Source organism: Gordonia sp. J1A, from assembly GCF_055393515.1.
This window is the reverse complement of record NZ_AP041607.1, coordinates 2,393,445-2,409,224: the sequence shown is the minus strand read 5'-3', so window position 1 is coordinate 2,409,224 and position 15,780 is coordinate 2,393,445. Positions and strand designations below refer to the sequence as shown.

Here is a 15,780-nt window from a genome sequence, read left to right as displayed (position 1 = left end):
GGGCGGGATGACGATCACCCGAGAGGCGATCACCGGGCAGTCGACGCCTGAGCAGATCCGTGCCGCGGCGGCTGAGATCGCCGCCCGGGGCGCCAGCGCTCCCCGGACCGGCCGGGACCCGATCAACCAGCCGATGGTGAACAACTGGCTGGAGGCGATGGGCGACGAGAACCCCATCTACGTCGACGACACCGCAGCGCGCGCCGCCGGTCATCCCGGCGTGGTGGCGCCCCCGGCGATGGCGCAGGTGTGGACGATGCGCGGGCTGCACGGTGTCCGTACCGACGACGATCCGCTGGGTCTGGCGACTGAACTCTTCGACGCGGCCGGTTACACCTCGGTGGTCGCCACCAACTGCGACACGGTGTACCACCGGTACACCCGTCCGGGTGAGGAGGTGACGATCACCTCGGAACTGACCGAGGTGGTGGGGCCGAAGCAGACCGCGCTCGGGGAGGGCTGGTTCTTCACCACGCGCAACACCTGGCGTGTGGGCGAGGAGACCGTCGCCGAGATGGACTTCCGGATCCTCAAGTTCCGTCCCGCCGCACTGGTGTCGGAGACACCGCGGGAGCAGACCGCCGACTTCGCCGGTCTCGATCCCACCAAGCTCATTCGACCGTCGGCCTCGCGCGACACCCGCTTCTTCTGGGACGGCGTGGCCGCCCACGAACTGCGCATTCAGAAGGTGCAGGACGGCTCGCTTCGGCATCCGCCGATTCCCGCGGTCTGGACCGAACGCGGCGCCGACGGCGAGTACCCCGACACCGACTACGTGGTCGCGGCCGGGACCGGCACCGTGTACAGCTACGTCGTCCACCACGCGCCGCGGGTCCCGGGACGAGAACTGCCCTTCGTGGTGGCGCTCGTGGAGCTCGACGAGGGTGTCCGCATGCTGGGACAGCTGCGCGGCGTCGATCCGGACGCGGTGCGGATCGGAATGCCCGTCGAGGTGGAGTTCCTCGATTTCCCGGGAGACGACGACTCCGGCGGCGAGCCGTGGTCGCTCTATGCATGGCGAGCGAAGGAGACGGCGAAGTGACCGTGCAGACCATCCAGGTGGGCCAGACGCTGCCCCCGCTGGTGATCGACGCGTCGCCGACCTTCGTCGTGGCATCGGCGATCGCCACCCGCGACTATCAGGACGTCCATCACGATCGAGACCTGGCCCAGCAGAAGGGCTCGAAGGACATCTTCGTGAACATCCTGACCGACACCGGTCTGGTGGAGCGCTTCGTGACCGACTGGGCGGGTCCGCGGGCGCGGATCGGCGCCATCGAACTCAAGCTCGGGGTGCCCTGGTACGCCTACGACACGCTCACCTTCACCGGTGAGGTGACGCAGGTGGACGACGTCGCCGTCACTGTCGCGGTGACCGGCACCAATTCTCTTGGCAAGCACGTGATCTCCAAGGTCACCTTCACCCGCGAGGAGGCGTGATGACGGACCGGACGCTCTCCGGCAAGGCCGCGATCGCCGGGATCGGCGCCACCGACTTCTCGAAGAACTCGGGCCGCAGCGAACTCCGGCTGGCCGCGGAGTGCGTGAACGCGGCCCTGGCCGACGCCGGCCTGTGCGCCACCGACGTCGACGGCCTGGTGACCTTCACGATGGACACCAATATGGAGATCGCGGTGGCGCGGGCGACGGGCATCCCCGAACTCAAGTACTTTTCCCGCATCCACTACGGCGGCGGCGCCGCGGCGTCGACGGTGCAGCAGGCGGCGATGGCGGTCGCCACCGGCGTATGCGACGTGGTGGTCGCCTATCGCGCCTTCAACGAGCGGTCGGGCAACCGATTCGGCCAGGTCAACGCGGCTGTCGCCAACCAGGAGAATTCGTCGGGCACCGACAACGCCTTCTCGTACCCGCACGGACTCTCGACGCCCGCGGCGTTCGTCGCGATGGTCGCGCAGCGGTACATGTACGAGTACGGGGCCACGAGCGAGGACTTCGGGCGCATCGCGGTGGTGGACCGCAAGCACGCGGCGACCAATCCGAACGCCTTCTTCTACGGCAAGCCGATCACCCTCGAAGACCATCAGGCCTCGCGCTACATCGCCGAGCCGCTGCATCTGCTCGACTGCTGCCAGGAGTCCGACGGCGGCGTCGCCATCGTCGTCGTGTCGCCCGAGCGTGCGAAGGACCTCAAGCAGAAGCCGGTGACGATCGCCGGTGCCGCATCGGGCAGCGGTACCGACCAGTTCATCATGACCAGCTACTACCGGGACGCGCTGCCCGAGCTGGCGGAGATGGGACTGGTCGGGCGGCAATTGTTCGCGCAGTCCGGACTCACGACGTCCGACATCGACATGGCGGTGCTGTACGACCACTTCACGCCCTACACGCTCATTCAACTCGAGGAACTGGGTTTCTGCGGACGCGGCGAGGCGAAGGACTTCGTCTCACAGCCCGGTGCACTCGAAGTGGGCGGTGTGCTGCCGCTCAACACACACGGCGGCCAGCTGGGCGAGGCGTACATCCACGGTATGAACGGCATCGCCGAAGGGGTCCGTCAGCTGCGCGGTACCTCCGTCAACCAGGTCGACGGCGCCGAGCACGTCCTCGTCACCGCGGGCACCGGCGTGCCCACCTCGGGCCTGATCCTGTCCGCCTGACCCCGACCCCGTCGGTTCCCTCCCAAGGAGATCAACAAAGATGAAGTTCAACCTCGCAGACGTCTTCGAGACCGTCGTCGACGCTGTTCCCGAGCGCGTGGTCCTCACCTGGGAGGGCCACGACTACACGTACGCCGAGCTCGACAGGCTCGCCAATCAGGTGGCGCATCACTTCGCCGCGCACGGGGTCGGCAAGGACGACAACGTCGCGCTGTTCCTGAAGAACAGCGTCGAGCACGTCACCTCGCTGATCGGCCTCATCAAAGTCCGTGCGGTGCCGGTGAACGTGAACTACCGCTACACCGACTCCGAGCTGGAGTACATCTTCGACAACTCCGACTCGGCCGCCATCGTCGTGGAGCTTCCCGAACATCAGCGCAGCGTCGCGAACCTGATGGCTTCGCTGCCCGAACTGCGTACCGTCTTCGTGATCGGAGAGGCGGTGGACGAGCTGACCGCCGCGGCGGCCGCCCTCGACGGCCGCACCGTCGAGATCGTCGATTTCAACGGCTACATCGCCCGGTCCACCGAGCGCGACTTCGAGAAGCGGACCGGTGAGGAGCTGTACCTGATCTACACGGGCGGCACCACGGGTTATCCGAAGGGCGTCATGTGGCAGCATGACGACTTCTTCCGCAAGCCGATCTCCGGCGGCAACCCCTACGGACCGCCGCGCGCGGATCTCGCGGAGCTGGCCAAGGAGGTCCAGAACTTCCCGTCGCTGTCGTTCCTGATCGCCGCGCCGCTCATGCACGGAGCCGCCTCGTACTCGCTGTTCACGTTCATTTCGCTGGGCGGGCGTCTGATCCTGGAGCGCGACTTCGACGCCGCCAAGATCGTTCGCAACATCGGCAGGGACAAGACGCAGATGATTCTGATCGTCGGCGATGCGATGGGCATGCCCTTGGCCGACGAGATGGAGAAGCAGAAGGACACCGCCGACTTCTCGACCCTGTTCTCGATCACCTCGGGCGGCGCGCTGTGGAGTCAGAGCGTCCGGGAACGGATGCTCGCGGTGAAGCCGGATCTGATGCTGCGTGACAATTTCGGCGCCTCGGAGTCGGGCAACGACGGCGAGATCAAGATGGACGAGAACGGCAACCTCATGGTGCCGCCGACCGACCGGATGATGGTGGTGGACGAGAAGTTCAACAAGATCACCACTCCCAACGAGGTCGGTCACATCGCCCGCATCGGCAACATCCCGATGGGGTACTACAAGGATCCGGAGAAGACCGCGCGGACCTTCCCGACGCTGGCCGACGGCACACGCATCTCGGTGCTCGGCGACATGGGGTACCTGCGCGAGGACGGCAGCATCGTCTTCCTCGGCCGTGGCAGCCAGTGCATCAACACCGGCGGTGAGAAGGTCTACGCCGAAGAGGTCGAAGGCGCTCTGCACGCGCATCCGGCCGTGGCCGACGCCCTCGTGGTGCCTGCACCGGATCCCAAGTACGGCCAGCGCGTCGCCGCAGTCGTGTCGCTGAACGAGGGTTTCGACGAGCCGTCTCTCGAGGAGATCCAGGAGCACTGCCGCCAGACGCTGGCCGGCTACAAGGTTCCGCGCACGGTGGTCTTCGTCGACGAGGTGAAGCGGACGCCGGCCGGCAAGGCCGACTACAAGTGGGCCAAGGCCACCGCCGCTGAAGAAGGCGCGGCCGTCTAGCTCTTTTCGTCGGTCAGCGGACCCTCATGGGCCTTGACCCCGGAAACTGGACACGGGGTTTGTGATTACGCGGCTTTCTGCAGGCTATCGGATGTGTGAGCGTTTTCGTAGTCGGCAGGGCTGAGATAGTTGCAGTACGAGTGCCGGCGTCGGGTGTTGTAGCGGGTGATCCACCGGAACACCGCGAGCCTTGCCGCCCGGGGCGATTCCCAGCGGGCTGCGCCTTGCAGCGTTTCGCGTTTGAGTGTCGCATTGAACGACTCGGCCAGGGCATTGTCCGCGCTCGTGCCCACCGCTCCCATCGATTGCGCAACACCCAACTTCGCGCAGATCATCGCGAAACCCTTTGAGGTGTATTGACTTCCGCGATCGGCGTGGAACACTGCACCGGCAAGACCGCCGCGGGTCAGTGCTGCGGCACCTAAGGCATCTTCGACGAGTTCGGTACGCATGTGCTCGGCGATCGACCAGCCCACCAGGCGGCGGGAGAAGCAGTCGATCACCGTGGCCAAATACAAGAACTCATTGTCCCCGCATGGCAGATACGTGATGTCACCGACGTATCGGGTATTCGGTGCGATCGCGGTGAAATCACGGTTGAGCAGGTCCGGCGACGGAGTGTCGGCTGGTTCGGCGATGGTGGTGCGGTGTTTTCGGCGCAGTCGCAGGCCCTCGATGTTGTTGGCGCGCATGATCCGTGCGATCCGTTTGTGATTGATCCGCTGGTCGGCGGGTTGTCCGTGATTGATCTCGGCGGTGATCCGGGGCCGCCCGTAGGTGTTGTCCACCGTGTGGACGGCGCGGATCTTGTCGGCGAGTTCAGCGTCGGCTGCGGCCCGGGCGGCTCGTTTCTCGGCGGCGTTGATCCATGCGTAGTACGACGAGCGGGCGATATCGATGACCTGGCACAACCGCTTCACCGGGTAGGTGTCGGAGTGGTCTGCGACGAACTGGAAGCGGTTCACCAGTTCGTCTCTCCGGCGAAATATTTTGCCGCCGACCGCAGGATGTCTCGTTCGGTTTCGAGCTTGGTTTTCTCCGCGCGTAGGTGTGCGACCTCGGCGCGGAGCCTGGCGGCTTCCTGCTCGGGTGTCTCGCCGGTGCCGGGCCCCGGAGCGGTGGCGGCGGGTCTGCGGATCGGGATACCCGCATTTCTCAGCCATGTGGTCAGGGAGCCGTGGGATACGCCGAGATCGGCGGCGATCCCGGCTACGGTCGCGCCGCCGGTGTCGCGGTACAGCTCGACTGCGTCGCGGCGGAACTCTTCGGAGTAATTTTTCTTTGCCATCGGGTTAGATCTTCTCGCTTTCCCTGGTCTGAGACCAGGATCAAGCGTGTCCAACCCGCGGGGTCAAGGCCCCATGCCTCGTCCTCGATGCGGTGTGAGGGTCCGCTGACGTGAGGCCTGTCGGGCGATACTGTTCAAGACGACCGCTCGATGCACCCACCCACGACCGAACGGACTGTTCATGCGACTTCGATACCTCGTCATCGCCCCGCTGGTCGCGGGCGCGGTCTTCCTCTCCGCGTGCAGCGGCGATGACAGCAGCAACAGCAGTTCCAACGAGTCGACGTCGGAGGCGCGGACCAGCGTCTATCTCCAGGTGGTGAAATCGTCGGGGTCGTCGTACAAGGACGACGACGCGGCCGTCGCGGCAGGCAAGAAGGCGTGTTCGGAACTGGCGTCGGGCAAGTCGATGATGGAGGTCATCGATTCGATGAACACCGAGGCGGGAGGCAAGGGGCAGGCCGCCGCGGTGGTCGGCGCAGCCATTCCCGCGTTCTGCCCGGATCAGAAGGACAAGATTCTGCCGAGTCAGCTGCGACCCAGCAGCTAGTTCCTCGCGGCGTCTCGGATCGTTAGGGTCGGAGGATGCGATTCTTCAACCGGCAGTCGGAGTCTGCGGCAGCCCAAGCGGACGTGGTCGGACCGTTCCAGTTCCGGATCGAGGACATGTTCACCGTCACGGGCAAGGGACGGCTGTTCACCGGGACCGTGGAGTCCGGGACGGTGGTGACCGGTGCGGCGGCCTCGCTGGTGATCGGCGACAGCGTCGTGTTGGTGCAGGTGGCTCGGGTGGAGACTCGGCGTCGCCGTGCGCCGGCCGTTCTGGAGGAGGGGACGGCCGGCGCGATCGGGCTCGACGGACTGCGGATGGATCAGCTTCCCACCAAACCGTACGGCGGTCAGGTGATCGTCGACATCGATGCGCTCAAGGGCGGCGTGATCCGATCGAGGCTGGCCTCGGACGTCCCGCCCGCCGGGGACGTCGCTGACGGTCAGTGAAACCGGGGGGGAGCGTTCGGGGTAGGCGGATCGGCGATCGGACGGCGAACTGTCTTTCATGTCGCCCACATCTACGACTCACAGGTCATCGTTCCCTTCGTAGGGAAGCGCCGCATCCCTACGATCCTCTGATATGTCCGTCTTGACCAGGAGTAGTCGCCCAGGAGGAATTACGCCTGGGTAGAATTGGTAGCCTTGCGTCGATGTGAGCAACTGCGAATCGTCCACGCCTTCGACCAGCCATATGTCGACAGGGCGCGTTTACGCGGGCCACGAGCCATCTCGGTGAGGGCATCGTCTCCATCGATCACTATGGAAGTGAAGGCGTAGTCAACGTTTCGTGAGGATCCACGCGCGATCTGCCGGCCAGATTAATGCACGCCGCGTCGAGAACCTCTGCGCAGCACGCTCGACGTCGGCGCGGTTTCTCCGGCGTCGATAACGTCTCGTTCACCGGCTCCACTCAAGAGGGCAAGGCCGCAGCCAGTAGCCGAGTTCTCGCTCCCAAGCGGACAAGTCCGTACTCGAATCGGACTACGCTCCAAGTAGACAGTTGCCGAGGGGAGTAGCCAATGGCTTCTGAGTGGGCTCGAGATGAAGTGATTCACGATACCGAAGTGGCTGAATGGGTTGACTCGCTGCTCTTTCAGCCATACTCGGGCACTGTCGGATCACTTGTCCCCGGCGGATACGAGAGGTATCTTCGTGTGTTGCACCCAGCGGAAAGGGTCGTCAACGGTGCTCTGATCGGGAACTATCGATGGTCCGACGTTGCGCGAGTCAATGGCAAGGTAGCTCATGCCGAGATGCAATGGTCAAAGATCTCGCAGGGTGAATTCGAACCCCGCGGGGGATGGTGGAATGAAGGCCCTCATCGAATTAACTCTCTTCGGCCGATGGTGACCGACGAGATCGCACATCATCTGGGGCGCGGACTGAACACCCGTTGTGTATTTGCCTTCTGGGAAGGAAATACGGCGTTTCAAGAGATTTCGTCGATGTGTCCGACCGTCCGGATCGGTGCATTCAACTACTACCTCACCATGGGGGATGTGGGCCGTGCGTCAGAGGTACTTGAAGGGATCCGTCCGAACATGTGGTGGGCCGTCGACCAAAGTTGGTTCGTATGCTCGAACGTCGAGCTGGACTCGACGTATATCGGCGCAGATTCGGCTCGTGCTGAGGAGATTGTTCTCAGCCGTTCTCTTGAGTCCTGGCCCACCCTGCGAAGCCATCGAATCACGATAGACGGCGATCGGTTCAACTGAATGCACCAACGACGGGCTGATTACCCGCGGCATACCTGGTTCGCTCGTACCCGAGGTCCCGGGATCGCTTGGGCATGGCTGTTTGCACTCTTGCTGGCTACTCTTACCGCTGTATTCGCGGCAGCAGAGCCCCTGATGCAAGTCACCGACTGTGAGGTATGGAACGCGAGCGATCCCGATTGCAAGGGAAGCGTTCTCGATTTCTACGGCGGCTACTTCCTTGTCAGGGCCTCTGTGCCGCCATTGGCATGCGTGTTGGCGCTGGGGATCCGAACGCCCGCGTTCTCCGTCATCGCCTGCCTCGTCATCGGGTCCAGCATTCTCATTGCTTCATTCATGCTCTACTTCCTCCCAGTCCTTCTCGTCGTCGCGTGCCTCGCCGGGTATCAGGTGGTCGTGTCTCATTGAGGATCGAGTCTCACTCCGGCAGATCGTCCCGCTGCCTCAGGGTCCCGTCCCCGGGCAGTTCCACGACGGTGTCGAGGCCGAGCCTGTTCAGGAACGGGTAGTCGTGGCTGACGACGATCAGGGCACCGCGGTAAGCATTGAGAGCGTCGGCGAGCTGGTCGACGCTCGTCGTGTCCAGATTGTTGGTCGGCTCGTCGAGAACGAGCACCTGGTGCGGAGGATCGGCGAAGAGCAGCTTCGCCAAGCAGACGCGGAACCGTTCGCCGCCCGAGAGCGTCGACACCGGCCGGTCGACGGTGTCGCCACGCAGGAGGAGCCGCGCAAGGTGATTCCGGATCTGGCCGGTGGCGGTGCCGGGTACGGCGGCTTGGAGGTTCGCGAGTGCCCCGGCACTCTCGTCGAGACCGTCGAGCCGCTGGGGGAGGACGCCGACACGGTCGGTGAACAGGCGTCCGCCGGGGCGGCCGGCAGTGGGTTCGGCGCCGCTGATCATGTGCCCGAGCAGCGTCGACTTGCCCGACCCATTCGGTCCGACGATGGCCAGGCGTTCGGGTCCCTGGACGAACACCGACCGCTCGCCGGCGGTGAGTTCGGCGATGCGCCTGCTTCGCGGAACCGCCGGGTCGGAGAGGTCGAGACTGATGCGGTAGTCGTCGCGAACCCGGGCGTCGGCCGCGTCGAGTGCGGCCTGCGCGACCCGGACCTTCTGGTCGAGTACCGAGCGCATGGCACCGGCCGATCCCTGCGCGCTGTCGGCGAGCATGCCCGCGACGATCCTCGGGACGCCGCCGTCGCGCTGGGCCTTCTTCGCCGTCCGCTCACGCCTGGCCAGCTTGGTCTCAGCCTCCGCCCGCTGCCGCTTCTCCGTCTTCAACACCTGTTGCGCCGCTCGCGCGGCCTGTACGGCGGCAGCCTGCTCCTGGTCCGCGTGAGCCTTCCACGCACTGTAGGGACCGCCGAAGGTCTCCAGCGCGCCATCGTGCAGTTCGGCGGTCGCATCCATGTGTTCGAGGAGTTCGAGGTCATGGCTCACCACGATCAGTGCACCCGGCCAGTCGTCGATCATCTCAGCGAGGCGAGCGCGCGTCGGGCGGTCGAGGTTGTTCGTGGGCTCATCTAGCAGAGTGATGGCCGTGCGGTGCATCCGCAGACCGGCCACCGCTATCAGCATCGCCTCCCCGCCGGACAGTTCCGCGACCGAACGGTCGACGTCGGCGGCGGAGAATCCGAGACGATCGAGCGATTCGGCCGCGCGCGCTTCGACGTCCCAGTCATCACCGATCGTCTCGAAGTGGCGCGCATCCGCGTCGCCGGACTCGATCGCTCGCAGCGCTTCGAGTACGTCGGCGATGCCGAGGAGTTCGGCGACGGTGGAGTCGCCGGTCAGCGTGACGGTCTGCGGCAGATAGCCGACGTCGCCGGCGGTCTCGATCCGGCCGGACGACGGCGTGAGCCTCCCGGCGATGAGCCGGAGCAGGGTGGATTTGCCGGAGCCGTTGCGGCCGACGAGACCGGTGCGGCCGGCGCCGAACGAGCCGTCGACGCCCGACAGCGCGACGCTGCCGTCGGGCCAGGAGAACGAGAGCGAGACGATCGTGACGGACGATTCAGGCGTGGTGGATGTGTGAGGCATGGTGGAGCTCGATTCACGAGAGTCGCCGCGCGAGGTGATGCGCCGGCGAGGCGGATGAGGACACACTGGTGCCGGAGAACCGGCTTCAGGCCCTGTCGACCTCGATCTCGCAATCCACGACGGTGAGGCTACTCGTGTCGGGTGCTCGGCGCATCCGAGATTCAGCGGGTGCCGGGAGGCTGGAGCGCCGGGTACCAGATGTCGGTGAGGACGTCGGCGGCTCGGTCCGGCGCGAACTCGATGGTTCGCTGGACGGTGGAGCGTGTGAAGTACCGCTCCAGCTGGGTCACGAGCAGTTCGATGCGGAAGCGGGCCTCCTCCCGGCGGTCGTCCGGCCACCGCGACAGGTAGTCGGGCATCGCATCGGTCAACGCGGTGATCGACGCGCGGCCCACGCTCCGGAACTCGGGATCGGCGGAGAGGGCCTCGTCCCAGGCCGGGAGGATGTCGCGATTGGCGTCGAACCACTCGAGGGCCCGTTCGATCCACGCGGTGAACGCCGCTCGTGAACCGTCGCGGAGGACGGCGTCCAGGTCGCCGTACACCGACGCTGCGCGCTGCTGCATGGTCTCGGCGCTGATCCTCGCCAGGATGTCCGTCTTGTTGGTGAAGTGCAGGTAGAACGTGGCACGACTGCATCCGACCGCTCGCGTGATGTCGTCGACGGTCACGTCGGCGTAGCCGTTCTCGGTGAACAGACCGCGCGCGGCCTCGAGCAGGGCCAGCCGGGTTCGGCGTTTCTGTTCGTCCCGCAGATTGGGCCGCTGCGCCCCGACCGTGTCCTCCCGCATGAAGACCATGATGCTCGCCGCTCATCTCGATTGACAATGTGACCACTGACTAGACACGTGTCAGTGAGATCCCTACCGTGGGTCTGTGACGGTCGACACGTACGGCCGCTGACGAGAGGACAGAGCATGACACGCGATCGCGTCGCCATCATCGGCGCCGGCTGCTCCGGCTTCACCACGGCCAAGCGACTCAAGGACGAAGGCATCGAGTACGACTGTTTCGAGATGTCGGACGACGTCGGAGGCAACTGGTACTACGACAACCCGAACGGAATGTCGGCCTGCTACCAGTCGCTCCACATCGACACGTCCACCAGCCGGCTGGAGTTCGACGACTACCCGGCGCCGCGCGACTGGCCGCATTTTCCGCACCACACGCTGATGCACCGGTACTTCCGCGACTACGTCGACCACTTCGGGCTGCGCGAGACCATCACGTTCAACACGGCGGTGGAGAAGGCCGACCGTGAACCGGGAGGCGGCTGGACGCTGACCCTGAGCACCGGGGAGCGCCGCGAGTACGGTGCCCTGGTGGTCGCCAACGGTCACCACTGGAATCCGTTCGTCCCGGAGTACCCCGGCAGCTTCGACGGGCAGATCATCCACAGCCACGACTACCGCAGCCCGTTCGCTCCGATCGACATGCACGGTCAGCGCGTGATGGTGGTCGGGATGGGCAACTCGGCGCTCGACATCGCCTCCGAACTCTCCAACCGCTCCGTCGCCGAACACGTCTGGGTCTCGGCGCGGCGTGGCGTATGGGTGCTGTCGAAGTACCGCGGCGGCAAGCCCGCCGACAAGATGATGATGCCGCCGTGGATGCCGAAGAAGCTGGGTCTGGCGATCGCGCGACGGTCGATCAAGAAGTCGATCGGCAGGATGCAGGACTACGGTCTGCCCGAGCCCGATCACGAACCGCTGTCGGCGCACCCCTCGGTGAGCATCGACTTCCTGGCCAAGTCCGGTTCCGGTGACCTGACCTGCGTACCTGCGATCGAGCGTCTCGACGGTGACGCCGTGATCCTGACCGACGGCCGCCGGGTGACGGTCGACGTGATCGTGATGGCGACCGGCTATCGCATGGCGTTCCCGTTCTTCGACGATCCCGCGCTGATGCCCGATGCGCAGCATCGTTTCCCGTTGTTCAAGCGGATCGTTCATCCGGACGTCGACGATCTGTACTACGCCGGCCTGGCGCAGTCGTCTCCCACGATCGTCAATCTGGCCGAGCAGCAGAGCAAACTGATCGCCGATCATCTTCTGGGCCGGTACGTGCTGCCGTCCCGCGCCGAGATGCGGAAGGCGATCGTCGAAGACGAGCGTCGTCACCTGGGGCAGTACTACAACGCGCCGCGCCACACGATTCAGGTCGATTTCGCGCGGTACAAAGTGGATCTGCTGGCCGAACTCGCGGCCGGGCGAGAACGCGCCAAGCGCCCGGTGGCCGCACGATGACGGTCTCGGGAACGTGCGTGTCCGCGTTCGAGCCGGTGCGGGATCTGTTCGCCGCCAAGCTCGAGTCGGGCGAAGAGGTGGGTGCCTGCCTCGCTGTGGTCTCCGGTGACGACATGGTCGTGGATCTCTGGGGCGGCACGGCCGACGTGCCCTCGGGACGTGTGTGGGAACGCGACACCCTCGCGAACACGTATTCGCTGACCAAGACGATGACGGCGCTCGCGGTCCTGCTGCTCGCCGATCGCGGGGAGGTGGATCTCGATGCGCCGGTCGCCCGCTACTGGCCGGAGTTCGGGGCGGCGGGCAAGCAGAACGTCCTGGTCCGGCAGGTGCTGGGACATACGAGCGGCGTCGCAGGCTGGGATGCGAACATCAGCCTGAGCGACATCTACTCGCACGAGGAGGCGGCGGCGCTGCTGGCCGCGCAGGAGCCCTGGTGGACGCCCGGCGCGGGTTCGGGCTACCACGTGCTCACCTTCGGGACCCTGCTCGGGGAGGTGGTCCGGCGTGTCACCGGCTCGAGCCTCGGACGGTTCTTCGCCGAGGAACTCGCCGGTCCGCTCGGCGCCGACTACCGCATCGGAGTGACGGACGAGGCGCCGGAGCGGTTCGCCTCGATGGTCGCTCCGTCATCCGCGGCGGCGGACTACTCGTCGATTCCGCCCGACAGCCTGATCCGCCGAACGCTCCTGAACCCGGCGTTCGCGCCGTCGATCGTCACCGACCCCGATTTCCTCGCGGCCGAGATCGGAGCGGCGAACGGCCAGGGGAACGCCCGGTCGGTGGCTCGGCTCGCGTCGCTCGTCTCCGGAGGCGGTGCCGTCGGCGGGCGAGCGGCGCTGTCGCGCACCACTCTCGAGCGGATCTTCGACGTCCAGGCGGACGGCGTCGACAGAGTCCTCGGTGTACCGGTGCGTTTCGGTCTCGGCTGGGCGCTTCCGGGTGCGGTGATGCCAGGCGTCCCGGAGGGACGGGTCTGCTGGTGGACCGGGTTCGGCGGTTCGGTGGTGGTCGCCGATCTCGACCGCGACCTCGCCGTGGCCTACGTGATGAACAAGATGTCGCCGGAACTCGTCGGCGCTGCGAAGCCCAACGAGTATCTGGCGGCGGTGTACGAGTGCGTCGGTCGCGGTCGGTGATCTCCGGTCACCTGGCTTCGGCGGCCACCGCGGCCGCGTTCACCTTGGTCAGAACGGCGTGGAGTTCGCCGAGCAGTTCCAGGTCTCCGCCCAGGGCGTCGACCACCTGCGGCGGGATGTCGAGTGCCTGCTCGCGCAGTGCCACACCGGCCTCGGTGAGATGGATCTCCACCTTGCGTTCGTCGTCGTCGCTGCGTCGTCGTTCGATGACGCCGTCGGCTTCGAGGCGCTTGAGCAGCGGGGACAGAGTCGCCGAGTCGAGCTGCAGTAACCGGCCGATCTCGTTGACCGGCAGCGGTGCGTGCTGCCACAGCGCCAGCATCACCAGGTACTGGGGGTGGGTGAGGCCGAGCGGTTCCAGCAGCCGTCGATACACCCGGAGCACCGATCGGTTGGCGAGGGCGAGCGCGAAGCAGACCTGCCGTTCCAGCAGGAGGGGATTACCGGGGATGTGGGCCATGACACGAGTCTACGACTATTTCATAGGGCGCTATTGAATCGCGTGATAGATAGTGCAATATTGAGTAGTGCACGATCTAACAACGGAGGTTTTCAGGATGAGCGGTCGCCCGAATCCGATTCAATGGGTTGTCTACGCCTACGGGGGCACGCTCCCCGAGTCGAAGCGCGAGTGGGTGCGCAACGACCTCACCGGCCGGACCGCGACCCTCCGTCACCTGATCCGTTCGCAGTTCTGCTTTCTGCCGCTCTACCTCGTCATGTTCTTCGCGTTCGGCGGCGAGATGTGGATCCGCGGCCTGATGGTTTTGCTGGCGGTGCTGCTCGCGCTGATCTTCTCCGCGTCGTACATGGATCAGAACCGGGTTCTCCGCATGCGTAAGCACGGGCTCGGCAACTCCCCGCTGACCCAGCGACAGCAGGCGCGAGCCGATCGGGAGAAGGAGCGCTACGAGGCCGTCTACGCCGACCGCCGTGGCTGATCCGCTCAGGACGTGGTCAGCACGCCGTTCGCGACGGTGAACCAGCCGTCCGGTGAGGTGCACGTGATCGCGTCGCCGGGCAGCGCGGTGCACGAGAGGTCGCCGAAGGTCAGCCGGTGTCCGGCCGTCAGCGCGGGGGCCGGGGTCGGCCCGCCTTCGGTGATCGTCGGTTCGGTTCCCTGCGCGGTCAACGTGATCGCGTTCGGTGGCCCGTCGAATGCGCCGATGCGGATACTCGGCGCGTCCTCGGGGTAAGGGGCGGCGCAGGTGATGCGCTGCGGCAGGCCGGACCCCGCCGGCTGCAGTACGCATTCGCGAAGGGGATCTCGCGCATAGCTCCATCGGTAGCTTCCCGGTTGCCCGGAAACGGCGTAGGGGGCCGTGTCGACGGTGGTGGCCGACGAGGTGGTCTCGCCGGTGAGCGGGATCGACGTGACGATGACGGTGGAGGTGCGCGCCGGCGGCGGTGCGATGGCCGAGATGCCGCTCAGCGAACTGGTCGGTGCGGACTCGTCGCCCGGTGTGCATGACGACAGCGCCGCTGCCGTCAGGAGTGCCAGTGCGGTGATCGTGAACGCTCGCGCGTCGGCCGTGAAGGTGCACTTCATCCGTGCCCCCTGAAGGTCGGTGCCCCTGCGATGCCCGTCAGATTACCCGCAGGAGCAGGTCGATTCGGACGATCCTCTCCGTCATGTCATCGGCCGGACGTCACTCGCCGTCCGTGAGCGGCTTCTCGTACGCCGACCGCACCGAGGATCCCGTCACCGCGGCGACCTGGTTCGGCACCGTGGCACGCAGGGCGCGGTCGCGCACCGATTGCGGCAGAACGCCGGAGATCGCGACCAGGGCTCCGACGGTCCGCGGCACCCATACCTGGAAGCGCCTGGTCTCGATCGCCGACACCACCGCGGCCGCGACGTCGTCCGGACTCAGCCGCTTCACCGATCCCGAGGAGGTCCCGGCCGCCAACTCGGTGTCGACCACGGTCGGCATCACCGCGGTGATCGCGACGCCGGTGCCGCGCAGTTCCTCCCGTACGCCGGTGAGGTAGCCGAGAACCCCGTGTTTGGTTGCGGCATAAGAGGATTCGCCCGGCGGAGCGAGACGCGACGCCGCTGAAGCCACCGTGACGATGTGGCCGCGTCCGCGGTGCCGCATCTCCGGCGCGGCCAGGCGCACACCGCGGATCACTCCCAGCAGGTTCACCGCCACCATCCGCTCGGCGGCGATCGCGGGTTCGGTGTCGAAGGGGCCGACCCACATCACGCCCGCGTTGTTGACGAGCACGTCGATCGGACCGAGGTCGGCTGCCGCATCGGCCAGGAAGGCGGCGAACGAGTCGTCGTCGGTGACGTCCAGGCGGTAGCCGCGGGCGGTTCCGCCGAGTCTGTCCGCCGCACGGTGAGCCGCGTCGGCGTCGAGGTCGCCGATCGCCACGCGAGCGCCGAGGGCCGTCAACCGGTCGGCGATCGCGAAGCCGATACCCCGCGCGGCGCCGGTGATCGCCACGGTGGTGCCTGCGATCTGAACGGGTCGGTGCCGGCGGAACGAGAAGCGCATGAGTCCAGTCTGCC

17 protein-coding genes are annotated in these 15,780 nt (G+C 66.1%); 11 read left to right on the top strand and 6 right to left on the bottom strand.

Annotated elements, in window-relative coordinates; genetic code table 11:
- Positions 1-7: 7 nt before the first annotated feature.
- Genes ACZ5QD_RS11255 through ACZ5QD_RS11240 form a run of 4 tightly spaced genes read left to right on the top strand, consistent with a single transcriptional unit; the run spans position 8 to position 4,284 of the window.
- Positions 8-1,042, top strand: a complete 1,035-nt coding sequence (locus tag ACZ5QD_RS11255) for a bifunctional MaoC family dehydratase N-terminal/OB-fold nucleic acid binding domain-containing protein (protein ID WP_464366753.1) — start codon at positions 8-10, stop codon at positions 1,040-1,042.
- Entirely contained in the window at positions 1,039-1,440 is a 402-nt protein-coding gene (locus tag ACZ5QD_RS11250) for a hotdog family protein (protein WP_006897290.1), read from the top strand. Before ACZ5QD_RS11255 ends, ACZ5QD_RS11250 begins: the two co-directional genes overlap by 4 nt.
- On the top strand, positions 1,440-2,618 hold the full coding sequence (locus tag ACZ5QD_RS11245) for a lipid-transfer protein (RefSeq protein WP_045537492.1): 1,179 nt from the start codon (positions 1,440-1,442) through the stop codon (positions 2,616-2,618). The genes ACZ5QD_RS11250 and ACZ5QD_RS11245 overlap by 1 nt, the downstream gene beginning before the upstream one ends.
- Positions 2,619-2,658: 40 nt before the next feature.
- On the top strand, positions 2,659-4,284 hold the full coding sequence (locus tag ACZ5QD_RS11240) for an AMP-binding protein (protein ID WP_006897288.1): 1,626 nt from the start codon (positions 2,659-2,661) through the stop codon (positions 4,282-4,284).
- A 65-nt stretch (positions 4,285-4,349) separates the two neighbouring features.
- Here the strand turns inward: ACZ5QD_RS11240 and ACZ5QD_RS11235 are convergent.
- A protein-coding gene (locus tag ACZ5QD_RS11235; RefSeq protein WP_085950748.1) for an IS3 family transposase occupies positions 4,350-5,572 on the bottom strand; the annotation gives its coding sequence in 2 pieces (ribosomal slippage) (positions 4,350-5,266 and positions 5,266-5,572; 1,224 coding nt in all).
- Between the two features lie 181 nt (positions 5,573-5,753).
- On the opposite strand from ACZ5QD_RS11235, the gene ACZ5QD_RS11230 reads away from it, so the two are divergent.
- The 4 genes from ACZ5QD_RS11230 (at position 5,754) to ACZ5QD_RS11215 (ending at position 8,247) form a co-directional block, all read left to right on the top strand.
- Entirely contained in the window at positions 5,754-6,122 is a 369-nt protein-coding gene (locus tag ACZ5QD_RS11230; protein ID WP_045537488.1) for a DUF732 domain-containing protein, read from the top strand.
- A 35-nt stretch (positions 6,123-6,157) separates the two neighbouring features.
- The gene (locus ACZ5QD_RS11225) at positions 6,158-6,571 is read left to right on the top strand and encodes an elongation factor Tu (protein WP_231650061.1); all 414 of its coding nucleotides are present in this window, start codon (positions 6,158-6,160) and stop codon (positions 6,569-6,571) included.
- 572 nt (positions 6,572-7,143) lie between these two features.
- Complete coding sequence (locus tag ACZ5QD_RS11220; RefSeq protein WP_006897285.1) at positions 7,144-7,839, top strand: hypothetical protein; 696 nt, start codon at positions 7,144-7,146, stop codon at positions 7,837-7,839.
- Between the two features lie 135 nt (positions 7,840-7,974).
- Complete coding sequence (locus ACZ5QD_RS11215; protein WP_006897284.1) at positions 7,975-8,247, top strand: hypothetical protein; 273 nt, start codon at positions 7,975-7,977, stop codon at positions 8,245-8,247.
- Positions 8,248-8,257: 10 nt separating this feature from the next.
- Here ACZ5QD_RS11215 and ACZ5QD_RS11210 read toward each other — a convergent pair whose 3' ends face one another.
- Together ACZ5QD_RS11210 and ACZ5QD_RS11205 are read right to left on the bottom strand one after the other, a co-directional pair.
- Positions 8,258-9,880, bottom strand: coding sequence for an ABC-F family ATP-binding cassette domain-containing protein (locus ACZ5QD_RS11210; RefSeq protein ID WP_464366752.1), 1,623 nt, complete (start codon positions 9,878-9,880; stop codon positions 8,258-8,260).
- Positions 9,881-10,041: 161 nt separating this feature from the next.
- Entirely contained in the window at positions 10,042-10,680 is a 639-nt protein-coding gene (locus ACZ5QD_RS11205) for a TetR/AcrR family transcriptional regulator (RefSeq protein WP_006897282.1), read from the bottom strand.
- Positions 10,681-10,797: 117 nt separating this feature from the next.
- Between ACZ5QD_RS11205 and ACZ5QD_RS11200 the strand changes: the two genes are divergently transcribed.
- A complete protein-coding gene (locus tag ACZ5QD_RS11200; RefSeq protein ID WP_278124937.1) occupies positions 10,798-12,126 on the top strand; it encodes a flavin-containing monooxygenase in 1,329 nt (442 codons plus the stop codon).
- Positions 12,123-13,265, top strand: a complete 1,143-nt coding sequence (locus ACZ5QD_RS11195) for a serine hydrolase domain-containing protein (protein ID WP_006897280.1) — start codon at positions 12,123-12,125, stop codon at positions 13,263-13,265. Before ACZ5QD_RS11200 ends, ACZ5QD_RS11195 begins: the two co-directional genes overlap by 4 nt.
- A 7-nt stretch (positions 13,266-13,272) precedes the next feature.
- Here the strand turns inward: ACZ5QD_RS11195 and ACZ5QD_RS11190 are convergent, their stop codons facing one another.
- Positions 13,273-13,725, bottom strand: coding sequence for a MarR family winged helix-turn-helix transcriptional regulator (locus ACZ5QD_RS11190; protein WP_006897279.1), 453 nt, complete (start codon positions 13,723-13,725; stop codon positions 13,273-13,275).
- Between the two features lie 97 nt (positions 13,726-13,822).
- Here ACZ5QD_RS11190 and ACZ5QD_RS11185 point away from each other — a divergent pair, with 97 nt between their 5' ends.
- A complete protein-coding gene (locus ACZ5QD_RS11185) occupies positions 13,823-14,206 on the top strand; it encodes a DUF5313 family protein (protein ID WP_006897278.1) in 384 nt (127 codons plus the stop codon).
- Between the two features lie 5 nt (positions 14,207-14,211).
- On the opposite strand, the gene ACZ5QD_RS11180 is transcribed toward ACZ5QD_RS11185, so the two are convergent.
- Entirely contained in the window at positions 14,212-14,814 is a 603-nt protein-coding gene (locus tag ACZ5QD_RS11180; RefSeq protein ID WP_464366751.1) for a hypothetical protein, read from the bottom strand.
- Positions 14,815-14,914: 100 nt separating this feature from the next.
- On the bottom strand, positions 14,915-15,766 hold the full coding sequence (locus ACZ5QD_RS11175; protein WP_006897276.1) for an SDR family oxidoreductase: 852 nt from the start codon (positions 15,764-15,766) through the stop codon (positions 14,915-14,917).
- Between the last annotated feature and the right edge of the window lie 14 nt (positions 15,767-15,780).

What these genes read in the sequence shown, in the direction of transcription:
- ACZ5QD_RS11255 (WP_464366753.1), top strand. Translation starts at nt 8, where the DNA reads ATGACGATCACCCGAGAGGCGATCACCGGGCAGTCGACGCCTGAGCAG.
- ACZ5QD_RS11245 (WP_045537492.1), top strand. Translation starts at nt 1,440, where the DNA reads ATGACGGACCGGACGCTCTCCGGCAAGGCCGCGATCGCCGGGATCGGC.
- ACZ5QD_RS11240 (WP_006897288.1), top strand. Translation starts at nt 2,659, where the DNA reads ATGAAGTTCAACCTCGCAGACGTCTTCGAGACCGTCGTCGACGCTGTT.
- ACZ5QD_RS11230 (WP_045537488.1), top strand. Translation starts at nt 5,754, where the DNA reads ATGCGACTTCGATACCTCGTCATCGCCCCGCTGGTCGCGGGCGCGGTC.
- ACZ5QD_RS11225 (WP_231650061.1), top strand. Translation starts at nt 6,158, where the DNA reads ATGCGATTCTTCAACCGGCAGTCGGAGTCTGCGGCAGCCCAAGCGGAC.
- ACZ5QD_RS11220 (WP_006897285.1), top strand. Translation starts at nt 7,144, where the DNA reads ATGGCTTCTGAGTGGGCTCGAGATGAAGTGATTCACGATACCGAAGTG.
- ACZ5QD_RS11215 (WP_006897284.1), top strand. Translation starts at nt 7,975, where the DNA reads ATGCAAGTCACCGACTGTGAGGTATGGAACGCGAGCGATCCCGATTGC.
- ACZ5QD_RS11210 (WP_464366752.1), bottom strand. Translation starts at nt 9,880, where the DNA reads ATGCCTCACACATCCACCACGCCTGAATCGTCCGTCACGATCGTCTCG.
- ACZ5QD_RS11205 (WP_006897282.1), bottom strand. Translation starts at nt 10,680, where the DNA reads ATGGTCTTCATGCGGGAGGACACGGTCGGGGCGCAGCGGCCCAATCTG.
- ACZ5QD_RS11200 (WP_278124937.1), top strand. Translation starts at nt 10,798, where the DNA reads ATGACACGCGATCGCGTCGCCATCATCGGCGCCGGCTGCTCCGGCTTC.
- ACZ5QD_RS11195 (WP_006897280.1), top strand. Translation starts at nt 12,123, where the DNA reads ATGACGGTCTCGGGAACGTGCGTGTCCGCGTTCGAGCCGGTGCGGGAT.
- ACZ5QD_RS11190 (WP_006897279.1), bottom strand. Translation starts at nt 13,725, where the DNA reads ATGGCCCACATCCCCGGTAATCCCCTCCTGCTGGAACGGCAGGTCTGC.
- ACZ5QD_RS11185 (WP_006897278.1), top strand. Translation starts at nt 13,823, where the DNA reads ATGAGCGGTCGCCCGAATCCGATTCAATGGGTTGTCTACGCCTACGGG.
- ACZ5QD_RS11180 (WP_464366751.1), bottom strand. Translation starts at nt 14,814, where the DNA reads ATGAAGTGCACCTTCACGGCCGACGCGCGAGCGTTCACGATCACCGCA.
- ACZ5QD_RS11175 (WP_006897276.1), bottom strand. Translation starts at nt 15,766, where the DNA reads ATGCGCTTCTCGTTCCGCCGGCACCGACCCGTTCAGATCGCAGGCACC.